Origin of the sequence: Paenibacillus sp. GM2 (assembly GCF_900069005.2) — a bacterium.
Classification (GTDB): Bacteria; Bacillota; Bacilli; order Paenibacillales; family Paenibacillaceae; genus Fontibacillus.
The window spans coordinates 2001911-2026146 of the sequence record NZ_LN831279.1 but is presented as its reverse complement, the minus strand read 5'-3'; the positions used below and the strand labels follow the sequence as shown (position 1 = coordinate 2026146).

The 24236-nt window shown below is 50.1% G+C and carries 19 protein-coding genes; all 19 read left to right on the top strand.

Features of this window, described 5'->3' with window-relative positions; all coding sequences use genetic code 11:
* The first annotated feature begins 130 nt into the window (after nt 1–130).
* The 19 genes from BN1360_RS18850 (at nt 131) to BN1360_RS18760 (ending at nt 23968) form a co-directional block, all read left to right on the top strand.
* Entirely contained in the window at nt 131–1594 is a 1464-nt protein-coding gene (locus BN1360_RS18850; protein WP_068781367.1) for a PTS mannitol transporter subunit IIBC, read from the top strand.
* A gap of 80 nt (nt 1595–1674) precedes the next feature.
* The gene (locus BN1360_RS18845) at nt 1675–3822 is read left to right on the top strand and encodes a BglG family transcription antiterminator (RefSeq protein WP_068781366.1); all 2148 of its coding nucleotides are present in this window, start codon (nt 1675–1677) and stop codon (nt 3820–3822) included.
* A gap of 6 nt (nt 3823–3828) precedes the next feature.
* Nucleotides 3829–4266: a PTS mannitol transporter subunit IIA gene (locus BN1360_RS18840; protein ID WP_068781365.1), complete on the top strand. Its 438-nt coding sequence runs from the start codon at nt 3829–3831 to the stop codon at nt 4264–4266.
* Entirely contained in the window at nt 4263–5399 is a 1137-nt protein-coding gene (locus BN1360_RS18835) for a mannitol-1-phosphate 5-dehydrogenase (RefSeq protein WP_068781364.1), read from the top strand. The genes BN1360_RS18840 and BN1360_RS18835 overlap by 4 nt, the downstream gene beginning before the upstream one ends.
* 65 nt (nt 5400–5464) lie before the next feature.
* Nucleotides 5465–7189, top strand: coding sequence for a phosphoenolpyruvate--protein phosphotransferase (gene ptsP / locus BN1360_RS18830; protein WP_068781363.1), 1725 nt, complete (start codon nt 5465–5467; stop codon nt 7187–7189).
* A gap of 2 nt (nt 7190–7191) precedes the next feature.
* A complete protein-coding gene (locus BN1360_RS18825; protein ID WP_068781362.1) occupies nt 7192–7455 on the top strand; it encodes an HPr family phosphocarrier protein in 264 nt (87 codons plus the stop codon).
* A gap of 203 nt (nt 7456–7658) precedes the next feature.
* The gene (locus BN1360_RS18820) at nt 7659–8663 is read left to right on the top strand and encodes an ABC transporter substrate-binding protein (protein WP_068781361.1); all 1005 of its coding nucleotides are present in this window, start codon (nt 7659–7661) and stop codon (nt 8661–8663) included.
* A gap of 153 nt (nt 8664–8816) precedes the next feature.
* A complete protein-coding gene (locus BN1360_RS18815; protein WP_195714280.1) occupies nt 8817–10403 on the top strand; it encodes an AraC family transcriptional regulator in 1587 nt (528 codons plus the stop codon).
* Between the two features lie 98 nt (nt 10404–10501).
* Entirely contained in the window at nt 10502–11509 is a 1008-nt protein-coding gene (locus BN1360_RS18810) for an iron-hydroxamate ABC transporter substrate-binding protein (RefSeq protein ID WP_068781360.1), read from the top strand.
* A gap of 1 nt (nt 11510) precedes the next feature.
* Entirely contained in the window at nt 11511–13106 is a 1596-nt protein-coding gene (locus BN1360_RS18805) for an AraC family transcriptional regulator (RefSeq protein WP_068781359.1), read from the top strand.
* Between the two features lie 102 nt (nt 13107–13208).
* The gene (locus BN1360_RS18800) at nt 13209–14291 is read left to right on the top strand and encodes an ABC transporter substrate-binding protein (RefSeq protein ID WP_068781358.1); all 1083 of its coding nucleotides are present in this window, start codon (nt 13209–13211) and stop codon (nt 14289–14291) included.
* Between the two features lie 92 nt (nt 14292–14383).
* Complete coding sequence (locus tag BN1360_RS18795) at nt 14384–15448, top strand: FecCD family ABC transporter permease (protein ID WP_068781357.1); 1065 nt, start codon at nt 14384–14386, stop codon at nt 15446–15448.
* Nucleotides 15448–16506: a FecCD family ABC transporter permease gene (locus BN1360_RS18790; protein ID WP_229521047.1), complete on the top strand. Its 1059-nt coding sequence runs from the start codon at nt 15448–15450 to the stop codon at nt 16504–16506. Before BN1360_RS18795 ends, BN1360_RS18790 begins: the two co-directional genes overlap by 1 nt.
* A 60-nt stretch (nt 16507–16566) precedes the next feature.
* A complete protein-coding gene (locus BN1360_RS18785) occupies nt 16567–18282 on the top strand; it encodes an ABC transporter ATP-binding protein (RefSeq protein WP_068781511.1) in 1716 nt (571 codons plus the stop codon).
* A gap of 61 nt (nt 18283–18343) precedes the next feature.
* On the top strand, nt 18344–19351 hold the full coding sequence (locus tag BN1360_RS18780) for an ABC transporter substrate-binding protein (protein WP_068781356.1): 1008 nt from the start codon (nt 18344–18346) through the stop codon (nt 19349–19351).
* 134 nt (nt 19352–19485) lie between these two features.
* Nucleotides 19486–19866, top strand: a complete 381-nt coding sequence (locus BN1360_RS18775; RefSeq protein WP_229521046.1) for a hypothetical protein — start codon at nt 19486–19488, stop codon at nt 19864–19866.
* A 173-nt stretch (nt 19867–20039) separates the two neighbouring features.
* Nucleotides 20040–20414, top strand: coding sequence for a hypothetical protein (locus tag BN1360_RS18770; RefSeq protein WP_068781354.1), 375 nt, complete (start codon nt 20040–20042; stop codon nt 20412–20414).
* Nucleotides 20401–22149: an ABC transporter ATP-binding protein gene (locus BN1360_RS18765; protein ID WP_068781353.1), complete on the top strand. Its 1749-nt coding sequence runs from the start codon at nt 20401–20403 to the stop codon at nt 22147–22149. The genes BN1360_RS18770 and BN1360_RS18765 overlap by 14 nt, the downstream gene beginning before the upstream one ends.
* Nucleotides 22130–23968 carry an ABC transporter ATP-binding protein gene (locus tag BN1360_RS18760; RefSeq protein WP_229521045.1) on the top strand — a complete coding sequence of 613 codons (1839 nt, stop codon included), beginning with the start codon at nt 22130–22132 and terminating at the stop codon, nt 23966–23968. The genes BN1360_RS18765 and BN1360_RS18760 overlap by 20 nt, the downstream gene beginning before the upstream one ends.
* Nucleotides 23969–24236 lie beyond the last annotated feature (268 nt).

Sequence of the window (24236 nt, the reverse complement as noted above, 5' to 3'; positions counted from 1 at the left end):
CAGTAGTCATGCTGACAATATAGCGTTTTCATTTTGTTGAGTATCTCTCCGATGTCCAATACGATAGGTACATAACGAGCGGTAATTATCCCAATAGTCCGCTCGCAAAAAACTATAGGGAGGCTGTCATATGGCCCAAACAACATCTTCCACTTCATCTGGATCTGCACGGGTGGGAGTCCAAAAATTCGGACGTTTCCTAAGCGGCATGGTGATGCCAAATATCGGGGCGTTCATCGCATGGGGCTTGATTACGGCTTTGTTCATTCCAACAGGCTGGATCCCGAATGAATATTTAGCCAAACTCGTTGATCCGATGATCAAGTTTCTGCTTCCGCTCTTAATCGGCTATACCGGGGGTACGATGGTTCATAAGCAGCGCGGTGGGGTAATCGGTGCCCTCGTTACGATGGGAGTGATCGTCGGTACGGATATTCCGATGTTCCTCGGCGCCATGGCTGTTGGACCTGGAGCCGCCTGGGTGCTTAAGAAATTCGATAAAGCAGTAGAAGGCAAAATCAAATCCGGCTTTGAAATGCTGGTAAACAATTTCTCGCTGGGCATTATCGGCGGTGGGCTCGTTCTGATCTCATACTCCATCGTCGGGCGTATTATTGAAGCGGTTACAAGCGCGCTCTCGGCGGGTGTGGATTTTCTGGTCAGCAATCATCTGATTCCACTGGTCAACATACTGATCGAACCAGCCAAGGTCCTGTTTCTTAACAATGCGATCAACCACGGCGTACTAAGTCCAATTGCCGCCGAGCAAGCGCTTAGTGCGGGTAAATCGCTGCTGTATATGCTGGAATCCAACCCGGGTCCCGGTATTGGCATCCTGCTGGCTTACATGTTCTTCGGTCGAGGCAGCGCCAGACAGTCAGCGTCAGGAGCGGCGATTATACATTTCTTCGGCGGGATTCATGAGATTTACTTCCCGTACATTTTAATGAAGCCTCGACTCATTCTCGCCGCTATAGCTGGTGGTATAACAGGTACGCTTACATTCTCGCTGCTGAACGCCGGACTTGTTGGTCCGCCTTCGCCGGGAAGTATTATCGCTTATTTGGCTATGGCTCCGCGTGGAGAGATTATTCCGGCATTGAGCGGTGTGATTACCGCAGCGATTGTCTCCTTTGGTGTTTCAGCGCTATTGCTAAAGACGGAGAAGAAACAAGAAGAGGACCGCGATGAATTGGAGGAAGCAACCAAGCGTGTCAAGGATATGAAAGCGGCAGGTTCGCTCGCTGCAAGTGGGGTTGCAGCAAGAGAAGCAAGCGCATCCATCGCGATGGAAGCTTCAGGTGGACTGAAGAGCAAGGAAGAGGTTCGTAAGATTATTTTTGCTTGTGATGCGGGAATGGGATCAAGCGCTATGGGAGCCTCCATTTTACGCAAGAAAATGAAAGCGGTAGGGTCAGCGATCGAAGTTAGTAATACCGCGATTGGCGACATTCCGTCCGACGCAGATATCGTAGTTACGCATAAGACCTTAACGGATCGCGCCCGTGGAATTGCACCGCAGGCCGAGCATATTTCTATCGATAATTTCCTGAAGAGTCCGGAATATGACGTGCTTGTTGAACGATTGAAATAACAGTTACACCGATAAGCCACAGGGTAGGCAATTGTCAGCATCCTACGCTTATTGCAACCGCTTTTTTGGAGGCATGATCTATGGAAATTACACAGCGCATGAGACAGATCCTGGACTTGCTTCTCCGCAGTCCCTATGAATCCACCGTTGCCGAGATTGCCCAGAGTATTCGCGTGAGTCCGCGAACGGTGCATAGGGAACTCGATGCGGTAGAGAGCTATTTGCATCGCAGGGGGATCTTGCTTCACCGGAAAGCGGGTTCGGGTCTTAGTCTGGATGGGGAGCCTGAGCGGCTTGAGCATATTAAGTCAGAACTCCTCACTCCGGCTAACGCGGAATACTCAGCGGATGAACGCCAGATCTACCTGCTGTACAGATTGCTTGAATCTCATGAACCGATCAAATTGTATGCGTTGGCTCACGAGATGAAGGTAACGGTGTCCACAATTTCCGCAGATCTCGATGATCTGACCGATTGGATTGACAAGCAGAAGCTTCGGCTTATACGGCGGCGAGGTTATGGAGTTGAGATCAAGGGTTCTGAACCCGCCATCCGTGAAGCTATTCGGGATCTTGTTGGAATTCGCTTCGATGACTTGACACTTATCTCGGGAGCTGATCAGAACTTCCTTCACCCTGTGGATCGCCGGATAGCGTCGATGGCTGGCGTCAACTCGATTAGGACGATCGAAGAGATATTGTGGAAGTGGGAAGAGCAGTCTCTGGAGGAGTCGTTCAGTGAAGAGGCTTATACGGATCTGCTCATTCACCTGTCGATCGCTGCGGACCGTATAGGGTCGAAGAGGGAGATCAGCGAGGCGGAGGCGGGTCGGATGCTCCGCGACAGACAGGGAGCCCCTGACGAACAAATCGCGGAGGTCGAAAGCTTGTGTCACCATCTTGGCGAAGCATTGAAGCTCGAATATTCAACGTTTGAGATGAGATATACCGCCAGCTTATTGGAGAAGGCGAGAGGGCACGCGAGCGAATCATTGCCTGCTGATGACCTGGAGCTGGCGGGAGCGGTCCGATCCCTGATTCATTATATGGCAGAATTCGATGATCAGGATTATATGGCGGACCGTTCGTTGAGGGACGGGTTATTCACTCATTTGGGAGCCGCTCTGGAACGGATCACTGCCGGACAGCGCATTCGCAATCCATTAATGGATACGATTCGCAAGGAATATGGGGAATTGTTCGGCCGGGTTCGGCAAGCCGCCCGTGCGGCTTTTCCCAACAGCAATATCCCGGATGAAGAGATCGCTTTTCTAGTCATGCATTTTGGAGCTTCCCGGGAACGGATCGGGCAGATTCATCCGAACATGCGGGTGGTCATCGTCTGTACGAGCGGGATCGGTTCCTCCAAGCTGTTGGCTGTACGACTGCGGAGGGAGTTCCCACAGATCAAGATCGTTGGTCAGGCTTCATGGTATGAGGCAGTGCGAATTCCAAGATCGGATTACGATCTGATCATCAGCACGGTGGAACTTCCTCTGCGCGAAGATCAATATTTGAAGTTAAGTCCGCTGTTGAATGAAGAGGAGACGGTTCAGCTTCGGAACTATATTAAAGGGCGAGGCTCAAGGCAGCTGTTGCAGGAGCAAATGCAAGATAGTTTACTGCATCACACGATAAAGGAAGACTTGCGTACGGCTGAGAAGACGGCAGTGAATCAAGAACAGCCGGTTGGAATGGCGGCAATAGAGGATCTGCGTTATCTCAACAAAAGTGTTCAGCTGAGCATCGAGATATTGGAAGCATTCCGTGTGATTCCGCTGCAGATCAGCGGCACGCCAAGTCTCATGAAATGGCTGCAGGCCGCATGTCATCATCCTCAGATTCAGGAAGCCGTTGAAGAGCCCGATGTAGTTGCGAGACTCCTGCTTGATCGGGAGAAGAATGGAACGCAGATGATTCCCGGAACGGAATTAGCGCTCTTTCATACCCGATCGGATACGGTGAAGAGGCCTCTACTGATGTTATTTGAGCTTGACCACAGCTTCAGTATGGAGGAGCCAGGGGCCGCTGAATTGTCACGGTTTCTGCTGATGCTGGCACCAAAGCAGTTATCTAGAGAAAGTATTGAAGTGTTAAGTGAAATAAGCGCTACCCTGTTAGATATAGAAATCATGGAAGCGCTTGCGAATGGTCAGGAGCAGCAGATCAGAGAGCTGATGTCGGCCCATCTTCGCACTTATCTATTAAACAAACTGGAGAGAGAGTGATCATCGATGAGTATTTTATCCGCAGAACAGATTCGATTAAACGTAAAGGTATCAGATAAATACGAAGCGATTCGCCTGGTTGGTCAAATGTTGGTTGATACCGGGCATGTTGATGAGGACTATATCGACAAAATGATTGAACGCGAAAACAATTTGTCTACTTATATGGGGTCTGGGCTGGCGATCCCTCATGGCACCAATGAATCCAAAGCCATGATCAAATCGACAGGACTTGCTGTATTGCAAATTCCGGACGGTGTGAATTTTGGCGGGGATGAGCCGGCAGTGCTTGTTGTCGGGGTTGCGGCACAAAGAGGAGAGCATATGGGAATTCTGACCAACCTCGCTATGGTCTGCTCCGATGATGACAGCATGGAAAGTTTGCGTACCGCCACATCCGCTGAAGAGATTCTGAAGATCTTTGAAAGCGGGATGGAAGAATGAAGGCCCTTCATTTTGGAGCAGGCAATATCGGTAGAGGTTTTATCGGGCTCTTATTGTCCGAGTCGGGTTATGATGTCGTCTTCTCGGATGTAAATGAGACGGTTGTTCGGGCTTTGCAAGAGCGCGGAAGTTATGAGGTCAAGATCGCAGATGAATCGGAGCAGCGCATCCCGGTGCATAATGTATCGGCTATTGATGGGCGAAATCCTGCTGTAATTGCCGAAGAGGTGGCCTCAGCGGATCTCATTACGACAGCTGTTGGCGTAACGACGCTTAAACATATCGCTCCGGGCATTGCTGCAGGAATTAAACAACGCCTGGAGCGCGGCGGCTCTAAGCTGCATATTATTGCTTGCGAAAATGCGATCGGAGCGAGTACGCAATTAAAAGAGCATGTTATGGAGCTGTTATCCGTTCAGGAGCAGGAAACGGCAGCCTCGCTGATTGCTTTTCCAGATTCGGCTGTAGATCGTATTGTACCTATGCAACACCATGAAGATCCGCTTGAAGTCACGGTGGAACCGTTCTATGAGTGGGTTATTGATCGGCAGCAAATGTTCAACGAGGCTCAGGAGATTAACGGGGTTCGCTATGTTGACGATCTGATCCCTTACATTGAGCGCAAGCTCTTCACCGTGAATACGGGTCACTGCAGCACGGCTTACGCCGGTTATCGCAAAGGGTATGCAACAATCCTGGAAGCGGTGAGAGATGAAGAAGTCATCAACCTCGTATATGGAGCGCTGCGGGAGACAGGGAGCATGCTGGTGGAAGCTTACGGCTTCAAGGAAGAGGAGCATGAGGAATATATCCGTAAAATTATGAACCGTTTCCGCAACCCTTATCTAAGCGATGAGATTGTTCGAGTTGGGCGTTCACCGATTCGTAAGCTGTCACCTGAGGATCGCCTGGTTCGCCCGGCGCTTAAAGCCTGGGAACAGGGGGGCGTTACCGAGCATTTGGCCAAGGTCATGGCACTGGCCCTCAAGTTTGATTACGCGGGGGATCATGAAGCCATGAAGCTGCAGGAATGGATTGCTGAAAAGGGCGTTCGCCAGGCTTTTTCTGACATAAGCGGGCTTGCTCTTACGCATGAATTAACCCAATCCGTTATGGAGGCATATGAGAAATAAATAGAGAAAGAGGAAGCCGAGCTCCTGAGTATTCCAGCTGGGCTTCTACAATAGGAGGGATTGGAATGGGCCATTTACTGACTGGCGTACCTGCTTCACCAGGGATTGCTATCGCGAAGGCTTACCGGCTGGAAATGGAAGAATCCATACCACAGCGTCAAGAGATTGAAGACAGAGCTGCCGAAATGCAGCGTCTAAAAGAGGCCATTGAGTCAGCAAAGGCTGATATCGACCGGATCAGGCAGCAGACCCTGGAACGGTTGGGGCCGCAAAAGGCAGAAATATTCGAAGCGCATCTATTTCTACTGGATGATCCGGAATTGAGCGATGCGGCATTGGCTCGGATCGAGCGCGAGGGCGTCTGCGCGGAATATGCCTTGTATGAAGTGGCGGCAGCGATAATGGACGCGCTGCGCTCCATGGACAATGAAATGCTGCGCGAACGGGCGGCGGATGTCGGGGATATTACAAGACGAGTCATCGACAAGCTGGAGGGACGTGCGCATCATGCGTTCTCCGAGTTGAATGACGAGGCCATTCTATTTGCCAAGGACCTAACTCCATCGGATACGGCCCAACTGAATATGGATTATATACGCGGCTTTGTTACGGAAATCGGCAGCCGTACCTCACATTCTGCCATCATGGCTCGTTCCCTAGAGCTTGCAGCTGTAGTTGGCGCAGGGAGCGATGCATCATATATCAAAACAGGCGACACCGTTATTTTGGATGCAACGCGAGGCGAGATTATTGTAAATCCTTCGCGCAACCAAATAGAAGATTACTTCGAGCGCAAGCGTAAATATGAAGATAATGTATGGCGAATGAAAAGCTATGTGGATCGCCCCTCGCTTACTGCGGATAAAGTGCACGTGGAATTAGCGGGGAATATCGGCGGGATCGAGGATCTGGAGAAGGTTTTGGCCAATGGTGCCGATGGGATTGGATTGTTCCGCACAGAGTTTCTGTATATGGGGCGTTCAACGTTCCCTTCGGAGGAGGAGCAGTATTCCGTCTACAAGCATGTACTGGAGAAAATGAGCGGCAAACGGGTCGTCATCCGCACTCTCGACATCGGGGGAGACAAGGAGCTGAGTTACATGCAGCTGCCGCAAGAGATGAATCCGTTCCTTGGCCTTCGGGCTATCCGTCTCTGTCTGGATCGGGAGGAACTGTTCCGTACGCAGCTAAGAGCATTACTCAGGGCAAGCACGCATGGGAAGCTGGCTATAATGTTCCCGATGATCTCCCTATTGAGTGAGCTGCGTGAAGCGAAGCGGATCTTGCAGGAAGAGCGGATTCGTCTGGAGCAAGAAGGAGTTATGGTCGCAAGCGAGCTTGAGGTTGGCATCATGATCGAGACTCCGGCGGCTGTCCTGGCTGCGGATCGATTAGCAGAGGAAGTAGATTTCTTCAGCATCGGGACTAATGATCTGATCCAATATACGATGGCTGCGGATCGGATGAACGAATCCGTCTCCTACTTATACCAGCCGCATCATCCGGTGATCCTTCGCATGGTGCAGCTCGTCGTTCAAGCTGCGGATCGCCATGGGAAATGGGCGGGGATGTGTGGGGAAATGGCGGGGGATGCGTCAGCGATTCCACTGCTGCTTGGTCTTGGCCTGCATGAGCTCAGCATGAGTGCATCATCGGTGCTTCCGGCACGGGAGCTGCTGTCACGGTTGTCCAGGCAGGAATGGTCACGGCTTGCCGCAGAAGCGCTGAACATGAGCAGTCAACAAGAGGTGCTTGATTTCGTAAATAACCAGCTGAGGAGTGAAGCATAACGATGATATCGCAAGTATTTACCGTCATACACCCGCAAGGATTTCATGCGCGACCATCCAAAGCCTTTGCCGAGAAGGCCCATTCATTTCCTTGTCAGGTGACTTTATATAAAGGTGATAAGCAAGCTAATGGGAAGAGTCCGCTTGGGCTGCTGACGCTTGGAATCTCAGCCGGGGATGAGATTAGACTTGAGGTCAAAGGCGAGCAAGAAGTGCAGGCCTTCCGGGAGCTTGGCCGTATGTTAACGCAAATTTACGAGGAATAGAATTAACGATAAGCAACCGTCCTGGCCTATGATTTCAGAAGGCCGGGACGGTTGTTTTTGTGTATGTATAAAAATGACGTCGAAAATGTGCATTGCAGATACCGAAACAGGAGTATAAAATAACCATGAACGAAATGAGATTGAGAATCATTATCGATCGATAGATTGTTTCGTTGATCATTTATATAGGAGAGGATCATGTTATGGGAAAATCTCGCCGATGGGCAGCGGTCTGCCTGGCTATTCTGCTTAGCCTGTCTGTGGCCCTTGTCGGATGCGGCAAGCAAGGGGAGTCAAATCAGCAGGCTGGACAATCCGGCAAAGAAGGGATTGCTCAGCAGCAGACCAATCCTGTGGGGGAACAACCATCAAGCGGCACCCGAACCGTAAGCGATGAATTCGGAGAGGTTGAAATCCCTGTCCATCCTCAGCGAATTGCCGGAATCTATTTGGAGGATTATTTGGTTGCGCTTGGCATAACACCGGTCGTTCAATGGTATCATCCCTCCTGGGGCAAGCAGGACTATCTCGATCTGAATGTTCCCCAATTTGATATTACGGGCAGCATTGAAGCCTTGCTGGACGCGTCCCCGGATCTGATTATCGTAGATGGAGTTGTCGATGCCGCCAAGTACGAAATATATTCCAAGATCGCTCCCACCTATCGCTTGCCTGAGAATATACTGCAAAATCCTCCGGAAATTCTTCGGACAATCGCGGATCTGGTGAATCAGAAAGAGAAGGGCGAAGAAGTGCTTAAGCAATATGACCAGAAAGTCGCCGATGCCCAACAGAAATTGAAGAGCGCAATCGGGGATGAGACAGTGGCCGTTATCCGTCTGAATATTGGGGATAAGACACTTGCCTTATTTGGCCTTGAAAACCGGTACACAGGCAATATCTATAAGGAAATCGGCCTGACGCCTCCAACCATGGTGAGCGAGATGAAGGATTTCCATGCGGTTATCTCAGAAGAGGCGCTTCCGGAATTAAATGCGGATCATATCATTGTGTTCCCTTCGAACGGCTATTGGGATTCGGCAGAAAATAGAGAAGCCGAGAAATGGTTCGACAGCCCGTTATGGAAGTCTATGCCTGCCGTGAAGAATGGACATGTATATCAGGTCGACCGGACGCATTGGCAATCCGGTGCGATCTACGCGAATATGAAGAAAATCGATGATTTGCTGAATATCTTCATTAAATAATTCGTGATATCAGAATTGAAGAAAATACCGTCAGGAGAGCGAATCCGTATTTGGATTGAGCTTTCTTGGCGTTTGTTATATCTATTTTTATATATCTATTGATAGGAAAGGGATACGATGAGCCACGCAGGATTAATAAACCTACACTACTCCATGTTATTTTCTATGTTTGGTCTGGATTATTGCTATTTGCCCTTTGAATTAGCCGATACGGCGATGACAGCGAAGCATCATATTATACTCATTACAGTTCGCGGAGAAGGAAGCCTCACTATCGATGAGGCCTCTCTAAATATGAAGCATAGTAGAGGCTATTTAATCCCACCCGGCTCGGCCTATCGCATCAGGCCGGGCAAGGAAGGGGTTAGCTATTATCGGGTACTGTTCGGGATGCTGAGGTTGGGAGAAGACGGCAGCACCGCTGGGGAAGAAGTCATTCCGGAGCGGATATTGCGTCCAGGTGAATTGAACTGTCAACCGTTCTCCCAATGCATAGATCGCCTTGAAGTATTGTATCAAATGAGGGATTGCCGCGATGAGCTTGAGCTCTTTGAGCAGCAGATCAGGTTCCAGGAGTGGCTGCGATTCATTTTCAGGCAAAATGGGCTTGCGGGCACGGAGAGGGATATGCGACAAGCTGTGGAGGCATCGATTCAGCATATTAAACAGAACTATCAAGATTCGTTGACGGTAGATTACCTGGCCACGCAGGCGAATATCACACGCTGGCAGTATACACGCCTTTTTAAAGAAATGACCGGTAAGGTGCCGCTGGAATATATTAATGATTTCCGAATGGACCGGGCCAAGCAGCAACTGCTAATATCGGAAGACCGCCTATTCGAGATTGCGCAGAACGTCGGGTTTAATAATGAATATTATTTCAACCGCCGTTTCAAGAAGTCGGTGGGCGTGTCGCCTGGACAGTATCGACGCAGTTATAGGGGCAAGAAACGGGTATTTGCGCCATTTTTGGAGGATTTCCTGGTGGCCCTTGGCGTCACCCCTCTCATACAGTGCACTCAGGCCGAATGGGGGAAGCAAGAGTATCTCAAACTGGCTAATGTGCCTGTATTTGATATCGGAGCGGGAGATATGGAGGCGCTGTCGTCACATAAGCCTGACATCATTATCATGGACGGCGGGTTCAGTCGCTGGATTGCTTCAGATGTGCTGGGAAGCCTCGCGCCGATGTACAGTCTCTCTCATCCTGGAGAAGATTGGCGTTCCACTTTAGAGACTGTCGCAGAATTACTAGATTGCAGATCAAAGGTTGTCGATATTATCGGAGACTATGAGCAAAGATCCGATAAGGCGCGTAAGCTGCTCAAACCTTTGCTGCATCGACAAAGCGTAGCTTTTCTGCGCATCTCAGCGCTGGGGATCAGTCTATACGGGGGTGAAGACCATGGCTATACAGGCCCGATCCTGTACCGTGATCTCGGTCTGACGCCTCCGTTGCTTGTGAAGAAATTGACCCGGGATTCGAGAAAAGTATTGCTGGAGCCACAGGAGCTAGTGGAGCTAGATGCGGATCATTTGTTTATAACGTTCGATAAGCGTCATTCTACAAGAGAGAGGGAAGAGAGGGAGATTCTGAACTCGCCACTTTGGCAGTCGCTTCGAGTGGTGAAGGGCGGCTACGTATATGAGGTGGATTTTTACACATGGATGAACTATGGAATTCTATCACACCGCCAAAAAATAGATGACGTGCTGGCGGCGCTAACTTCAGGCTAGATTTATTCTCTACAGAAAAAAAGGATTGTCTGTATATCTATCTCATGGTAAATTGATAATGATTATCAGTATCAACTATAAAAGGGAGAGGATATATCTTGCATAAATCTTCAAGGTTGTATGTTTTATTAGTCTGTCTGCTAGGATTAGCTGTGTTATTGGCAGCATGCGGACAGTCTGCAGGGGATTCATCTTCCTCTGGCCAAGGGGAAAAGAACAATACTTCAGGTAATGTTCCGGCAGCTTCATCATCAAATGCCTCCGATTCAGCGGAGACGTTCATATTCCAGGCTGGGAACGGAGACGTTGAAGTTCCTAAAAATCCGCAGCGTATCGTCGATTTGACGAATTTCTATACTGGCTATTTCCTGGCGATGGGAGTGAAACCTGTCGGCGTACTCTCCGGAGCGATGGAGAATCCGTATTTTGCAGGGAAGCTGGACGGGACGGAGGATCTCGGAGTGGATCCTTCGCCGGAGAAGATTCTTGAGCTTAATCCGGACTTAATCATTACTTTCACCGGCAGCGAGGGAATCGACAAGCTGGAGCAGATTGCCCCCGTCGTAGCTATCGACTACGGGAAGAAGAATTACAAGGATCAGATCATCGATTTCGGCAAGCTGACTGGTAAAGAAAAAGAGGCTGAGGATTGGGTAGCCGGGTGGAAGGCAAAAGTTGATGAACTGAAGCCGAAGGTACAAGCGGCAGTCGGGGATAAAACCGTATCTATTCTTAATCCATACGCCAAGGGATTGTATGTCTTTGGCCACAACTATGGTCGTGGCGGAGAGATTATCTATGACGAATTTGGTCTTAAGGCGCCGCCTGAAGCGCAGAAGGAAGCGATCGACAGCGGCACAGGCTGGGCTTCCATCTCGCTTGAGAAGCTGCCGGAGTATGCGGGCGATATCATCTTCACTTGCCCTTGGGCCGGCGATACAAGCGATCCGAAGATTGTCTATGACAGCGCGATTTGGAAAGGACTCCCCGGCGTAAAAGCAGGCCACGTATTCCAACTGGATCCGCACGGCGATACGTACAATGATCCGGTAACGCTTGAAGCACAGTTAGAGTTCATCTCGAACAGTCTGTTATCAGTAAAATAGGATGAACAGTCCAGCAAATGATGCGGATTGGCTGTATTATGTCCGGTTCAGATTGACTGAGGTGGTGATGATCGAAAGCCGCGGTGATAGCTATCAGCTGTTGTTCAAGGCCTGTCCGGCTCCGATACTGCTCGCCTCCCATTACCGGCATGGCTCCATTGTGATAGACGGGATTCTCAACCCTCTGTCCCCGGATAAGGTGTTTGTGATCCAGCCGGGACAACGGGTTGAGATAGACTATCCTTTTATAGGGCAGCAGATTTTGTATTTGTTTTATTATGAGATGTCTGCAGGGGAAGGCAGCCATATAGGTGCCGATGCAATTCGGCGGCTGCCGCAGGTCGCTGCGGTGTCTTCCCAGGAACAGCTGCTTGGCCTCTGTCAGAAAATCGTCGAACACTGGCATACCGATGATGCGGCAGACCGCCTGGCTAGTGAAGCGGGGTTTCAGGATCTGCTACATTTGCTGTTGAAGAGACAAGGCTGGTACGGGGATGTTCTGGAGCAGGTGCGGCTTTTCTTGGAACGCCATTATACAGAGGTTATTACTGTTGACTATTTGGCAGGCATGGCTGGAATGAGCAGGTATTACTTCATGAGGTCCTACAAGGAAAGATACGGGCAGAGCATCATGGAATATCTGACGGAAATCAGGATGAACAAGGCCAAGCAGCTGATGGAGGAAGGTTTTGTACTGCGTGAAATTACAGAAGCGGTAGGGTATAAAGACCCGCAATATTTCAGCAGTCAATTCAGCAAATATTCCGGCATGTCGCCAAGCGTCTATGTTGCCAACCGCAAGGAGAGGATCGCTGCGTACAGCTGGCCTAATATCGGCCACCTGCTGTCGCTGCAGATCATACCCTATGCAGCTCCGATCGATCAGTCCTGGGCGGATGAATACCGGAGAAAATATCGCTTTGACGTCAAGGTTCCCTTAAGCCATGATTATGATTTCAATCGGCAGGCGCTGTGGCGCGCTCGTCCCGACAAGATCATTGCCCTGGAAGAGATGATCCCGGATGAAGAGAAGGCCCGGCTGCAACAGATTGCGCCGACCTTATTCCTGCCTTGGCATAGTGCGGACTGGAGAGTTCATTTGCAGATGACTGCAAAGTTCTTGAACCGCGAAGCAGAAGCGAAAAAATGGCTGGCCCGTTATGATGAGCAGGCAGCAGCCATACGCATGAAGGTTCCGACAGATTTTCAAGCAGGGGCCTGGCTTATTCTCACTCTCTGCCCGCGAGGAATAAAAATATGGGGAAGAAGAGCGGGCACAGTTCTGTACGACGATCTCCAGCTTCCTTGCGCTAAAGGCGTTGAACAGATCGAATTTACAACATTTGAGGAGGTCGGGCAGCTGGGGCGATTTGATGCGGATGTAATGCTGGTTCATGTGCTTAAGGATGCGCAATCGCAAAGCCTGTGGCAGAAGACCCGGTTGTCCGAGGACTGGGGAAGGCTCAAGCCGGTGTGCCATGGTCAGGTGCTGCAGACATCAAATGCTGCATGGATGGCTGAACCGATTCTCGAATATACAGCGAATCGCCAAGAGCTTTTATTGCAGGAACTGGATCAGTTATTTAGTGCGCTGTAAGCAGAAATATATAGCATTATCTCGTATTCCTATGCGTGTCGAGCATGATATATAATGTCCCTATCGATAATGATAATCAATATCAGTAATGGAGGGGACAGGATGTTATCAATAGAAAGACAAGCGGTTGCAAGAAGGACTGCGACCACTGAATACAGAAAATTTCGGGGGATTGCACTACTGCTGATAGTGATTCTAGTCATTACGATGTTATCGGCTTGTGGCGGTAAAGAGAAGCCGGAAGAAAATCCGGGCGCCGCCAAGACGGAAGCCAATACACAAGCTGCGGTCCAGTCTGAGTCGTCCAAAGAGAATGAAAAAGGGAACACCATTAAGATCAAACATGGGTTTGGAGAAACAGAGGTTCCTGTACATCCACAGCGAGTTGCGGTGTTCGGGCTGGAGGATATTATGCTGTCTCTGGAAGCGCCGATGGTGTACGCTTATGATTTCAAAGGCTACTATCTGGATGATCAATTGCAGAAGCTGAATATTTCCCTGTCGGGCAGCGCTGACTTCAAGCCGAACCCGGAAGCTATTCTTGAAGCCGATCCCGATCTGATCATTGTTCAGCAGTATTCCACCGATGAGAAGGGATACGCTGAGCTGAGCAAAATTGCACCAACGATCGCATTCGCACCGGATGATTGGAAGTCCTCGATCGTTGAGATCGGCAAGGCATTAGGGCTGGAGGATAAAGCACAAGCTGTGATTCAGGCCTATGAGGAGAAGCTCAAACAGGCACAGGATACCATTATTCAGGCGGTGGGTTCAGATAAGACAGTAGCCTTTGTCCGTCCATCGGACAAGAATTTGCAAGTGTTCTTCCCAAGTTTCAATCTGGTCTATACCGACTTCGGATTGAAGCCAGATTCCAGCATCGCAGAGCTTCAAAAGAAGTCTGAGGATGATTGGGGAGTTAATCTATCACTAGAAGAATTGCCTTTGATTACTGCTGATTACGTGTTCGCGATCTACGGCGGTTCGATCGACACAGAAGACGCGCATCAAGAGGCGATAGGAACTGCAAAGCAGATTGAACAACTGCAGATATGGAAGTCGCTTCCTGCTGTGAAGAAGAATCAGGTCTTTAAAGTGTCATCCAGACACTGGATGTCTTCAGGGCCGATTGCGGAGAGCATGGAAGCGGACGATGTCGTGAATGCAGTGACCGACAAATTCTAGCGATTGCCCGCAGCAATGCAAGTATAAATGGCCGCTTCATTAAGCGGTCATTTATGCTGAACTGCAATTCTGATAGGTAAAGGTGGCTTAAAATGAGTCTTAGCAAGATAGATATAAATCTCACCCAACAGAATGAAGAGGTTAAGAAAGTGACGTTCCGTTCACACCCGTGGGCGGCAGCCATCATTCTGATTGGAGGCGTAGTGGCGCTGATTCTAAGCATCGGTCTGTCCGTATCCTTTGGGGCGGCGGATATCAAGTTTACAACCGTCTGGGAGGCGATATTTCGCTACAATTCCGACCTGACACAACATCAGATAATTCAGGAACTCCGGCTGCCGCGCGTTCTCGGCGGAGCGATGGTTGGCACTTGCTTCGCCGTGGCCGGCGCTATCATGCAGGGAATGACGCGCAATCCGCTGGCCGACTCAGGTCTGCTTGGCTTGAACGCCGGCGCTGGGTTTGCCTTGGCGCTCTGCTTTGCCTTTTTCCCGGGCCTGCCATTTATGTACCTGATTCTGTACTCCTTCCTGGGAGCCGGAGTCGGGGCAGGGATTGTCTACGGCATCGGCTCTATGGTCAAAGGCGGACTAACACCATTGCGTCTTGTACTGGCCGGAGCGGCCGTATCCGCATTGCTGTCCGCGCTTAGCGAAGGAATTGCTCTTTATTTCCGTATCGGGCAGGACCTCGCTTTTTGGTATGCAGGCGGTGTTGCCGGTACGAGCTGGATGCAGCTTAAAATCATGTTCCCTTGGGTGCTTGTGGCTGTCATTGGAGCGATTATTTTGTCCCGCTCGATCACGATGCTTAGTCTGGGCGATGATGTTGCCAGGGGCCTGGGACTTCGCAGTGGCACGGTGAAGTTGTTCGGCGCTGTTATTGTGCTGATTCTGGCCGGAGCTGCGGTCTCGGTAGTAGGCGCTGTCGGCTTTGTAGGCCTGGTAATCCCTCATCTGACCCGGAAGCTGGTTGGAGTGGATTACCGCTTGATTATCCCGTGCTCCGCCGTTCTTGGGGCTTTGCTCGTTGTGTTTGCGGATCTGGCGGCAAGAATGGTCAACCCGCCGTATGAGACTCCACTTGGTGCTCTGATCGCACTGATTGGGGTACCCTTCTTCCTCTATATTTCACGCAAGGAAGGGAGGGAGCTGTAATGACGCAGCCAACATTAGAGATGGACAATCAAAAATCGGATATTTCATCTGCAGACAGACGTCAGCATAGAAGAAGCGTTATCGTTCTGCTAACGCTTGGGCTGCTTATTATCATTGCCTTTGTACTAAGCATGAACACCGGCTTTATCCGCCTCTCGCCACTGGATACGATCCGTACCTTGTTCGGGGGAGGAACCGAGAAGGAACAACTGATTCTATTTGATTTTCGCTTGCCCCGCATCGTAATCTCCGTGCTGATTGGCGCCGGATTGGCCGTGTCTGGCTGTATTATGCAGGGCATATCCCGCAATGCGCTTGCTGATCCGGGAATCCTGGGCATTAATGCCGGAGCCGGATTGGTTGTATTGATCTTCGTTGCCTACTATCCGAATATGGGCACCGCTTCGATATTTCTGCTGCCTGTGCTGGCATGGATTGGCGCGGGGGTGACGGCAGCGATTATTTTCTCCTTATCCTATAAGCGGCATAAAGGTTTGCTGCCAACGCGTCTGCTGCTGACCGGTGTAGCCGTTGCCGCTGGCATCAGCGCGGCGACGATTGTTATTACACTACGAATTAACCCGGAGAAGTATCAGTTCGTGGCGACCTGGATGGCCGGAAGTATCTGGGGAACGAACTGGAAGTTTGTGCTGGCGCTGCTTCCATTCATCGTGATTCTGCTGCCGTTTGTATTCTCCAAAGCGCGGACGATGAACGTGCTCAATCTGGGGGAGATGACCGCAACCGGTCTGGGTGCGAAGGTGTCCAGAGAGCAGATTGTTCTGCTTGCAGCTGCTGTAGGACTGGCGGGCTCCTGTGTAGCCGTCAGCGGCGGCATCGGTTTTGTTGGCTTGATCGGACCGCATTTGGCGAGAAGGCTCGTAGGGCCGAAGCATCAAGCGTTATTGCCGGCCTCCGCTTTGACCGGATCGTTCATGGTTATCGTAGCGGACATGTTGGGCCGTTTGATTCTGCAACCGTCCGAGATACCGGCAGGGATTATCGTCGCCATTGTCGGGGCGCCATATTTTTTATACCTGCTAGCTCATTCACGATAATAGAGCCGAATTTGCGATGGGGGTTTTATCCTAAATTTGCAGGAAGGGAGCGTATACTCTGTGCTAAGTAAGTTTTTCTCCTATTATAAACCGTATAAAACCTTGTTCCTGGTTGATTTCTGCTGTGCCGTTGTCGCAGGGTTACTCGAATTGTTCTTCCCGATTGTCGTGAACCAGTTCGTCGATGATTTGCTGCCAGGCGGAGATTGGATGCTGATCTTCTGGGCTTGTCTCGGACTGCTCGCAGTGTATGCGCTGAATAGCCTGCTGCAATATATTGTCACCTATTGGGGGCATCGGCTGGGCATCAATATTGAGTCCGATATGCGCAGCAAGTTGTTCAACCATGTGCAGAAGCTATCCTTCCGCTTCTTCGATAATAACAAGACCGGACATCTGATGGCCCGAATGACCAGCAATCTGATGGAAATCGGAGAGATGGCCCATCACGGTCCGGAGGATTTATTCATCGCGGCCATGACGCTGATCGGCGCATTTGCACTGATGTTGACGATCAACTGGAAGCTGGCGCTGCTTGCCGTCGTCGTCATTCCCGGACTGGTCTATCTGGCGCTCTATTTCAACCGGAAGATGATTCACGCGTTCCAGCGCATGTTCCGAGACATTGGCGAGTTTAACGCCCGGGTGGAGGACAGCATTGGCGGGATTCGCGTGGTGCAAGCATTTACTAATGAGAAATTCGAAGCCGAGCGTTTTGCTGAAAATAATGAGCAGTACCGGCAGACGAAGTTTTTCTCTTATAAGATTCAAGCTCAGAACCTCTCGATTAGCTATTTCCTGATGAGGATCGTCATTTTATTCGTCCTCGTCTGTGGTACCTGGTTTGTCATTAAAGGGGAGATGACGAGCGGCGAATTCGTCGGATTCCTGCTGTTATCCAATGTGTTCCTCGGACCGATCAACAAGATCAATGCCGTAATCGAGAGTTATCCGAAGGGGATGGCTGGCTTCAAGAGCTACATAGAACTGCTTGAGACCGAGCCGGATATCGATGACAGCCCGGATGCGATTGAGGTTGATCAATTGCGCGGCGATATTGAGTATCATCAAGTTACGTTCGGCTATGAGAATGAAGCCAAAGTGCTGGAAAATGTCGATCTAAGGATCAGAGCCGGGGAGACGATCGCTTTTGTTGGTCCGTCCGGTGCCGGCAAGACGACGCTGTGCAGCTTGCTGCCGCGCTTTTATGAGGTGGAATCAGGCATGATTACCGTCGATGGCATCGACATTACCCGGATGAAGTTAGCTTCTCTACGGAAGCAGATCGGGATTGTTCAGCAGGACGTTTTCTTATTCTCGGGCACCATTCGTGAAAATATAGCCTATGGCGATCTGACCGCAGCGGATGCGGAAATTTGGGAAGCCGTCAAGCGAGCCCGGCTGGATGAATTTATCGCCTCATTGCCTGATGGCCTGGAGACGGTGATCGGGGAACGCGGCGTGAAGCTGTCCGGCGGACAGAAACAGCGGCTGGCGATTGCTCGCATGTTCCTGAAAAACCCACCGATCCTCATCCTGGATGAAGCGACATCAGCCCTGGATACAGAGACCGAAAAAGCGATTCAGCAATCCCTTAGCGAGCTGTCGGATGGCCGGACGACACTGGTTATCGCGCACCGCCTGGCTACGATCAAGAATGCGGACCGGATTATTGTAGTTACGGAACAGGGAATCGCCGAGCAGGGCAGACATAAGGACCTGGTGGCAGCCGGTGGAGTGTACAGCAAGCTGCATGAGGCTCAATTTGGGTCATAAAGGGTTTTTGAACAAGATCGTTTTAATAGAGAATTCAGACTGAAAAAAAGGGGGACGCTTCATGGTTTATCGCACCAGGCGTTATTTATGGCAATCCTGTATTGCTATTTTATTTGTTGTGATGCTGTCCGCTTGTGGCCAATCGGCACCGGGGAGTGCGCAGCAGCAGGAGGCTGACACAGGGAAGGAGTCTGCGGCAGCAAATGTTGGTGAGAAGGCGGGGACCAGAGTGTATACAGATGCGCTTGGCCGAGAGGTCACCATTCCAGCTCACCCTGAACGGGTACTGACAACCCAATATTTGCCGGAGATGCTGGCAATCGGGATGAAGCCGGCAGGCGCGGCTACGCATTTGCTAACCGGCTTTGCGTCCATTAAGGACCAGATCGGCGGGATCGAAGATATCGGGGCCGCAAATGCGCTGGATCTTGAGAAGGCACTGGCGCTTGAGCCTGATCTGATTATTGCTAATGAGTACAATAAGGATCAACTGGATCAGCTGAATAAGATCGCCCCTACCGTTGTGGTTCAATGGGAAGGACAGGATGCCTTCGAGCATTTCAAAGCGGTTGCTGATGTACTGGGCCAATCAGATAAAGCGGACGAATGGATTCAGAACTTCGATAAAAGGGCAGAAGATGTGCGAGCTGAGCTGTCAGCTTATGTAGACGATAAAGAAACCTTTGGTGTCGTTGTAATCGGTGGATATGAGAAAGGGCAACTGAGAGTCTATGGAAGCGGTAATGTCGGATACACCTTGTTCGACGCCCTGAAATTTCCGATGACTGATATGGTCAAGCAGGAATGGGAGAAGGGGAATCATGAGGCCGGGGTTAGTATTTCAATGGAGAAGCTGCCGGAATATGCTTCTGCAGATCGCCTGTTCGTCGTCAAGTTTGACAATGATCCTGATTTTGTGAAAGAAGTGGACGACAGTTCGCTCTGGAGGAATCTTCCTGCTGTGAAGAATGGTAAGGTATACGTTGTTGATGATGGTCTCTGGTTTTCATATGACGTCATGTCTTTGAAGGCCCAATTGGAAGATGCCATCAGACTGCTCAGCAAATAATCCGGAATAATACGATAGATTCGGATGTGCAAAGCCCTTCAACCTGTGGTTGAGGGGCTTTTTTTGACGCAGAAAGCCGTGGATTAGCGATGTAGTGTATAATTGTAGTAAAATATATCGCCAGGGCGGATTCTTTGACTTTGGAATATAGTCCGTACTACATACAAGAGAAGAGGGAGAGCAGTATGCGCAAGGACAATCTTGGATATCGTGAGCCTCATGAGCGTCAAGAGCACAGGGATAACCGGGACCATGAGCACGAAGGCTTGAACAAGAAGCATTCTAAAAATGCGCAGACTTTTCGCCGAGGAAGAGCGCTCGCTTTTCTGGAAAGGCTAAATATAAAGCGTTCGACATTAGTACAGCAGCTGGAGCAGCCGGAATTCGAATCGATCAAGTCGGTCATTAGCGGAGAATTGAAAGCGACGGATGCGATTATTGAGGAGTTTATCCATACATTTGAGCTTCGCGAGGCATACCTGGAGAACGAGCAGCATTCTTGTAAGAAGGAATAAATAAGCAGCGCCTTCATTTACTACAAGAGAACAGAAAGAGAGCAAATGAGAAATCATTTGCTTTTTTTGGTGCCTAAAAAGAAAAAATGTTGACAATCCGTCTGTATTTCGTATACATTTGTATACAAATAAGCGATGTATACGTTTGTATACAACCGAAGGAGGAAATTGAAATGCGAGAAGGAAGACAGGAGCGCCGGGAGCATTACAATTACAAAGAACATAGGGAGAGGAGGGGGAAGCGCAATGAAGAGGCCGACAAGAGGCCGCCTTCAAGAGCACAGACCTTCCGCCGAGGAAGAGCACTCGCTTTCCTGGATAAGCTGAACTTGCGGCGGGCAAGCTTGCAGCGGCAAATGGAGCAGCCGGAATTTGAATCGATCAAGACGATCATTAGCGGGGAATTGAAGGCGACGGATGCGATTATCCAGGAGTTTATTCATACCTTTGAGCTGCGCGAATCTCTTACCAGAAATGAACAGGAAACTGGCGGGAACGATCTGCCAAATGACGATAATCCACCCGGTGAACAGCATGAGGAAGCTTAAAGGTTATTTAAAGCCTTATTTACTATGGTGTGCACTGGCCCCTCTGCTAATGGTAGTCGAAGTGTTTATGGATCTGCTCCAGCCAACACTGATGGCGAGCATTGTAGATCAGGGGTTAATGAAGAATGATCAGGCGCATATCATTACAACCGGTCTATCGATGCTTGGAGTGGCATTGATCGGCTTGCTTGGGGGCGCAGGCTGTACCTTGTTCTCAAGCATCGCTTCACAGAATTTCGGCAATGACTTGCGAATCCGCCTGTTCGAGCATATTCAGTCGTTCTCGAATCGCAATCTGGACCGGATAAAGACAGGATCGTTGATCACAAGAATAACGAATGATGTTGTGCAGCTGCAGACGTTTGTACAGATGATTTTGCGGTCTTTTGTGCGATCACCGCTGCTGCTGGTTGGCAGTCTGGTGATGGCGATTCGGATCAGTCCCAAGCTTACTCTTATCCTGTTAGTATCTGTTCCGCTGCTATTTATCCTTTTATATGTGCTGATTAAGCTTTCTTTTCCATTGTTTGCGAAAATGCAGGTAAAGCTTGACGGTGTCAACACAGTGCTCCAGGAGAATTTGTCCGGGATCCGTGTGATCAAGGCATTTGTTCGTTCGGAGCAAGAGCAGCGCCGCTTCAATGCGGCGAATAGGGAATATACCCGCACGGCAATTAAGGCGATTCGCCTAATGGCGCTGAATATGCCGATCATGACATTGATCTTAAATGCGAGTATTGTCGCTGTGTTATGGTTCGGAGGCCTCCAGCACTGGAATGGCGAGCTGGCTGTCGGCGAGCTGATTGCTTTTATCAACTATGTCACACAGCTGCTAATGTCGATGGTAATGCTGAGCAATACACTGACCTTTGTGTCCAGGGCCAAGGTGTCAGCGGATCGGGTGAACGAAGTGCTGGAGACTGCCGATGACATTGTTGACTTGCCAGATGCTGGGCAGGATGTTATACATTTTGGACGGATTGAGTTCAATCATGTGTCGTTCGCTTATGATGATGCCGATGAAAACCTGGTTCTTGAGGATATCAGTTTCGTTGCCAAGCCTGGCGAGACAGTGGCGATTCTTGGTGCTACGGGTGCCGGCAAATCTACGCTTGTCAGTCTAATACCAAGGCTCTATGAGGCTACGTCCGGTTCGATCAAGATCGATGGCACGGATGTTCGGGGGATTAGCCTGGATCATCTGCGAACCCGGATCGGATTCGTCATGCAGCAGACGATTCTGTTCAGCGGTACGATTCGTGACAATATCCGCTATGGCCGTCCTGAGGCGGGGGATGAGGACGTACAGCAAGCCGCAGTTAGAGCGGAAGCTGACAGCTTTATCAGAGGGTTCCCGGATGGGTATGATACTTTACTTGGACAGCGCGGCATTAACTTGTCCGGGGGGCAGAAGCAGCGGCTGTCGATCGCCAGGGCGCTGCTAATACAGCCAATGATTCTTATTCTGGATGACAGCACCAGCGCCTTGGATGCGACCACAGAATTAAGAATCAGGCAGCAGCTTAAAGAGCAAATGCGCAGCAGTACCAACATTATAATTGCCCAGCGGGTCTCGTCAGTGATAGATGCTGATCGCATTCTTATCCTGGAGAACGGTCGAATCGTGGCGCAAGGAACGCATCTTGAGCTTATGCAGAGCAGTGAAATATATCAGGATATACTGCAGTCGCAGCTAAAGGGAGAGGAGGAGACTTATGTCCAACCTCAATCATAGAATAGCTATGCCAACTCCCGGACGTCCCGGCGGCTTTGGCGGAGGTGGCCCAGGGCGCGGCGCTGTACCGATCATTCGCGCCAAACATCGGGGGGCTACGATCAGACGTATCTGGGGGTACCTGAACCGCCAGCGTGCAGGGCTCGTAACAGTGTATGTGTTCACGATACTGAACGCTCTTGTGTCCCTAATCGGGCCGTATATGCTAGGCAAGGCAATCGATACCGCGATCATACCGGGTGACTACAGCCTGCTTATCCGTTTCTGTCTGCTTATTCTCGGTATTTATTTGTTAGGCAGTGCAGTTGCCTGGATTCAGGCGTATGTCATGACCGCTGTCTCGCAAAATACCGTAAACGAGCTGCGGTGCGATCTGTTCGCCAAATATCATCAGCTCCCGATTCAGTTTTTTGATACACACAGCAATGGAGAGCTTATGAGCCGGGCAACCAATGATATCGATAATGTAGCGAATACGTTGAATCAGAGCGTAACTCAGCTATTGAATAGCATTATTATGATCAGCGGTTCGCTCGTTATTATGATGGTACTCAACATTCCGCTCACTCTGGTAGCTATGCTAATCATCCCGCTCGCCCTAATATCAAGCCGGAAAATCGCCGGGTTAAGCCGAAACTATTTCAAAAAGCAGCAGCAGCATTTAGGCGAGCTTAACGGGCTTGTCGAGGAGACGGTAAGCGGACTGAAGGTAGTCAAGCAGTATCGCAGAGAAGAAGCCGAGGTGCAACGGTTCCGTAAGATCAGCGGGGAACTGAATCGGGCCGGGATTCGGGCACAGATCGTGTCCGGCCTTGTCGGTCCTGCTATGAATATGATCAACAATCTTGATTTTGCGTTGATTGCCGGTGTCGGAGGATGGATGGCATATCACAGTCTGGCTACGGTCGGAGTCATCGTCAGCTTCCTGAATTATTCCAAGCAGTTTGGACGGCCGATCTCCGAGCTTGCCAATCAATACAACCTGATTCAGTCGGCGATTGCCGGGGCGGAACGTGTATTTGAAGTGATGGATATGATATCTGAATACAGTCATGAGGTTAAGGAGGAACTGCCGAGGCTGGGCGGAGAAGTAGCATTCCGGGATGTGTCCTTCAGCTATCATTCGGATCGCCCCATCCTGACGGGAGTTACCTTCACGGCGAAGCCCGGGGAGAAGATCGCGTTAGTTGGACCGACAGGTGCGGGCAAGACAACAATCATCAATCTGCTCACGCGCTTCTATGAGGTCCAGGAGGGTTCGCTGCTTCTCGATGGCCGGGACATTCGGGAGTTGGATAAAAATGCACTGCGCAGACAGCTTGGGATTGTCCTGCAGGATGCGCATATTTTCTCGGGAACGATTCGCGACAATATCCGCTTTGGGCGCCTTGATGCAAGTAATCAGGAGGTGGAGGATGCAGCCAAGCTGGCCAATGCGGATGGATTTATTGCAAGACTGCCGCACGGGTATGAGACGCAATTAAGTGCGGAAGGCAGCAATTTAAGCCATGGGCAGCGACAATTGCTGACCATTGCCCGGGCGATTCTCGCCGATCCGGCCATTCTCATTCTCGATGAAGCAACCAGCAGTGTTGATACGCGAACCGAGATGCATATCCAGAAGGCGATGAGCTTGCTGATGAAAGGACGCACCAGCTTCGTGATTGCCCATCGGCTTAAAACGATCCGGGATGCGGACCGGATACTGGTCATCCAGGAGGGGCGTATTGTTGAGCAGGGCGATCATGAGCAGCTGCTTGCGCTTCAAGGGGTTTATAACGAACTGTACAATAGCCAATTTAAAAGGGCGGAGTTGTAATTAACTTTAGGGAATTGATAAAAGACCGGTTCAGAGCATATTTTCATGCTCCTGAGTCTGGTCTTTTTGTTAATTTTACCCTGGGAGGATCGCACAAATTTGTGAAATAGTGAACGGAGTGAAGCGGTTATAAGTGTTATAAAAAACTTTGATCACCAGCCTTTTTACAAGTGCAAAAATTACTAATAACAGCGTAGTGACGCGGCTTTCCAAGCTTAGGCACATCGTATGGTTTACCCTGCTGGTTGAAATTGTATTTTCAGGATTA

Coding starts and splice junctions, on each gene's coding strand:
- BN1360_RS18840 (WP_068781365.1), top strand. CDS start 3,829: ATGAGTATTTTATCCGCAGAACAGATTCGATTAAACGTAAAGGTATCA.
- BN1360_RS18760 (WP_229521045.1), top strand. CDS start 22,130: ATGTCCAACCTCAATCATAGAATAGCTATGCCAACTCCCGGACGTCCC.
- ptsP (WP_068781363.1), top strand. CDS start 5,465: ATGGGCCATTTACTGACTGGCGTACCTGCTTCACCAGGGATTGCTATC.
- BN1360_RS18795 (WP_068781357.1), top strand. CDS start 14,384: ATGAGTCTTAGCAAGATAGATATAAATCTCACCCAACAGAATGAAGAG.
- BN1360_RS18825 (WP_068781362.1), top strand. CDS start 7,192: ATGATATCGCAAGTATTTACCGTCATACACCCGCAAGGATTTCATGCG.
- BN1360_RS18820 (WP_068781361.1), top strand. CDS start 7,659: ATGGGAAAATCTCGCCGATGGGCAGCGGTCTGCCTGGCTATTCTGCTT.
- BN1360_RS18800 (WP_068781358.1), top strand. CDS start 13,209: ATGTTATCAATAGAAAGACAAGCGGTTGCAAGAAGGACTGCGACCACT.
- BN1360_RS18815 (WP_195714280.1), top strand. CDS start 8,817: ATGTTATTTTCTATGTTTGGTCTGGATTATTGCTATTTGCCCTTTGAA.
- BN1360_RS18835 (WP_068781364.1), top strand. CDS start 4,263: ATGAAGGCCCTTCATTTTGGAGCAGGCAATATCGGTAGAGGTTTTATC.
- BN1360_RS18790 (WP_229521047.1), top strand. CDS start 15,448: ATGACGCAGCCAACATTAGAGATGGACAATCAAAAATCGGATATTTCA.
- BN1360_RS18850 (WP_068781367.1), top strand. CDS start 131: ATGGCCCAAACAACATCTTCCACTTCATCTGGATCTGCACGGGTGGGA.
- BN1360_RS18765 (WP_068781353.1), top strand. CDS start 20,401: ATGAGGAAGCTTAAAGGTTATTTAAAGCCTTATTTACTATGGTGTGCA.
- BN1360_RS18770 (WP_068781354.1), top strand. CDS start 20,040: ATGCGAGAAGGAAGACAGGAGCGCCGGGAGCATTACAATTACAAAGAA.
- BN1360_RS18780 (WP_068781356.1), top strand. CDS start 18,344: ATGGTTTATCGCACCAGGCGTTATTTATGGCAATCCTGTATTGCTATT.
- BN1360_RS18805 (WP_068781359.1), top strand. CDS start 11,511: ATGAACAGTCCAGCAAATGATGCGGATTGGCTGTATTATGTCCGGTTC.
- BN1360_RS18845 (WP_068781366.1), top strand. CDS start 1,675: ATGGAAATTACACAGCGCATGAGACAGATCCTGGACTTGCTTCTCCGC.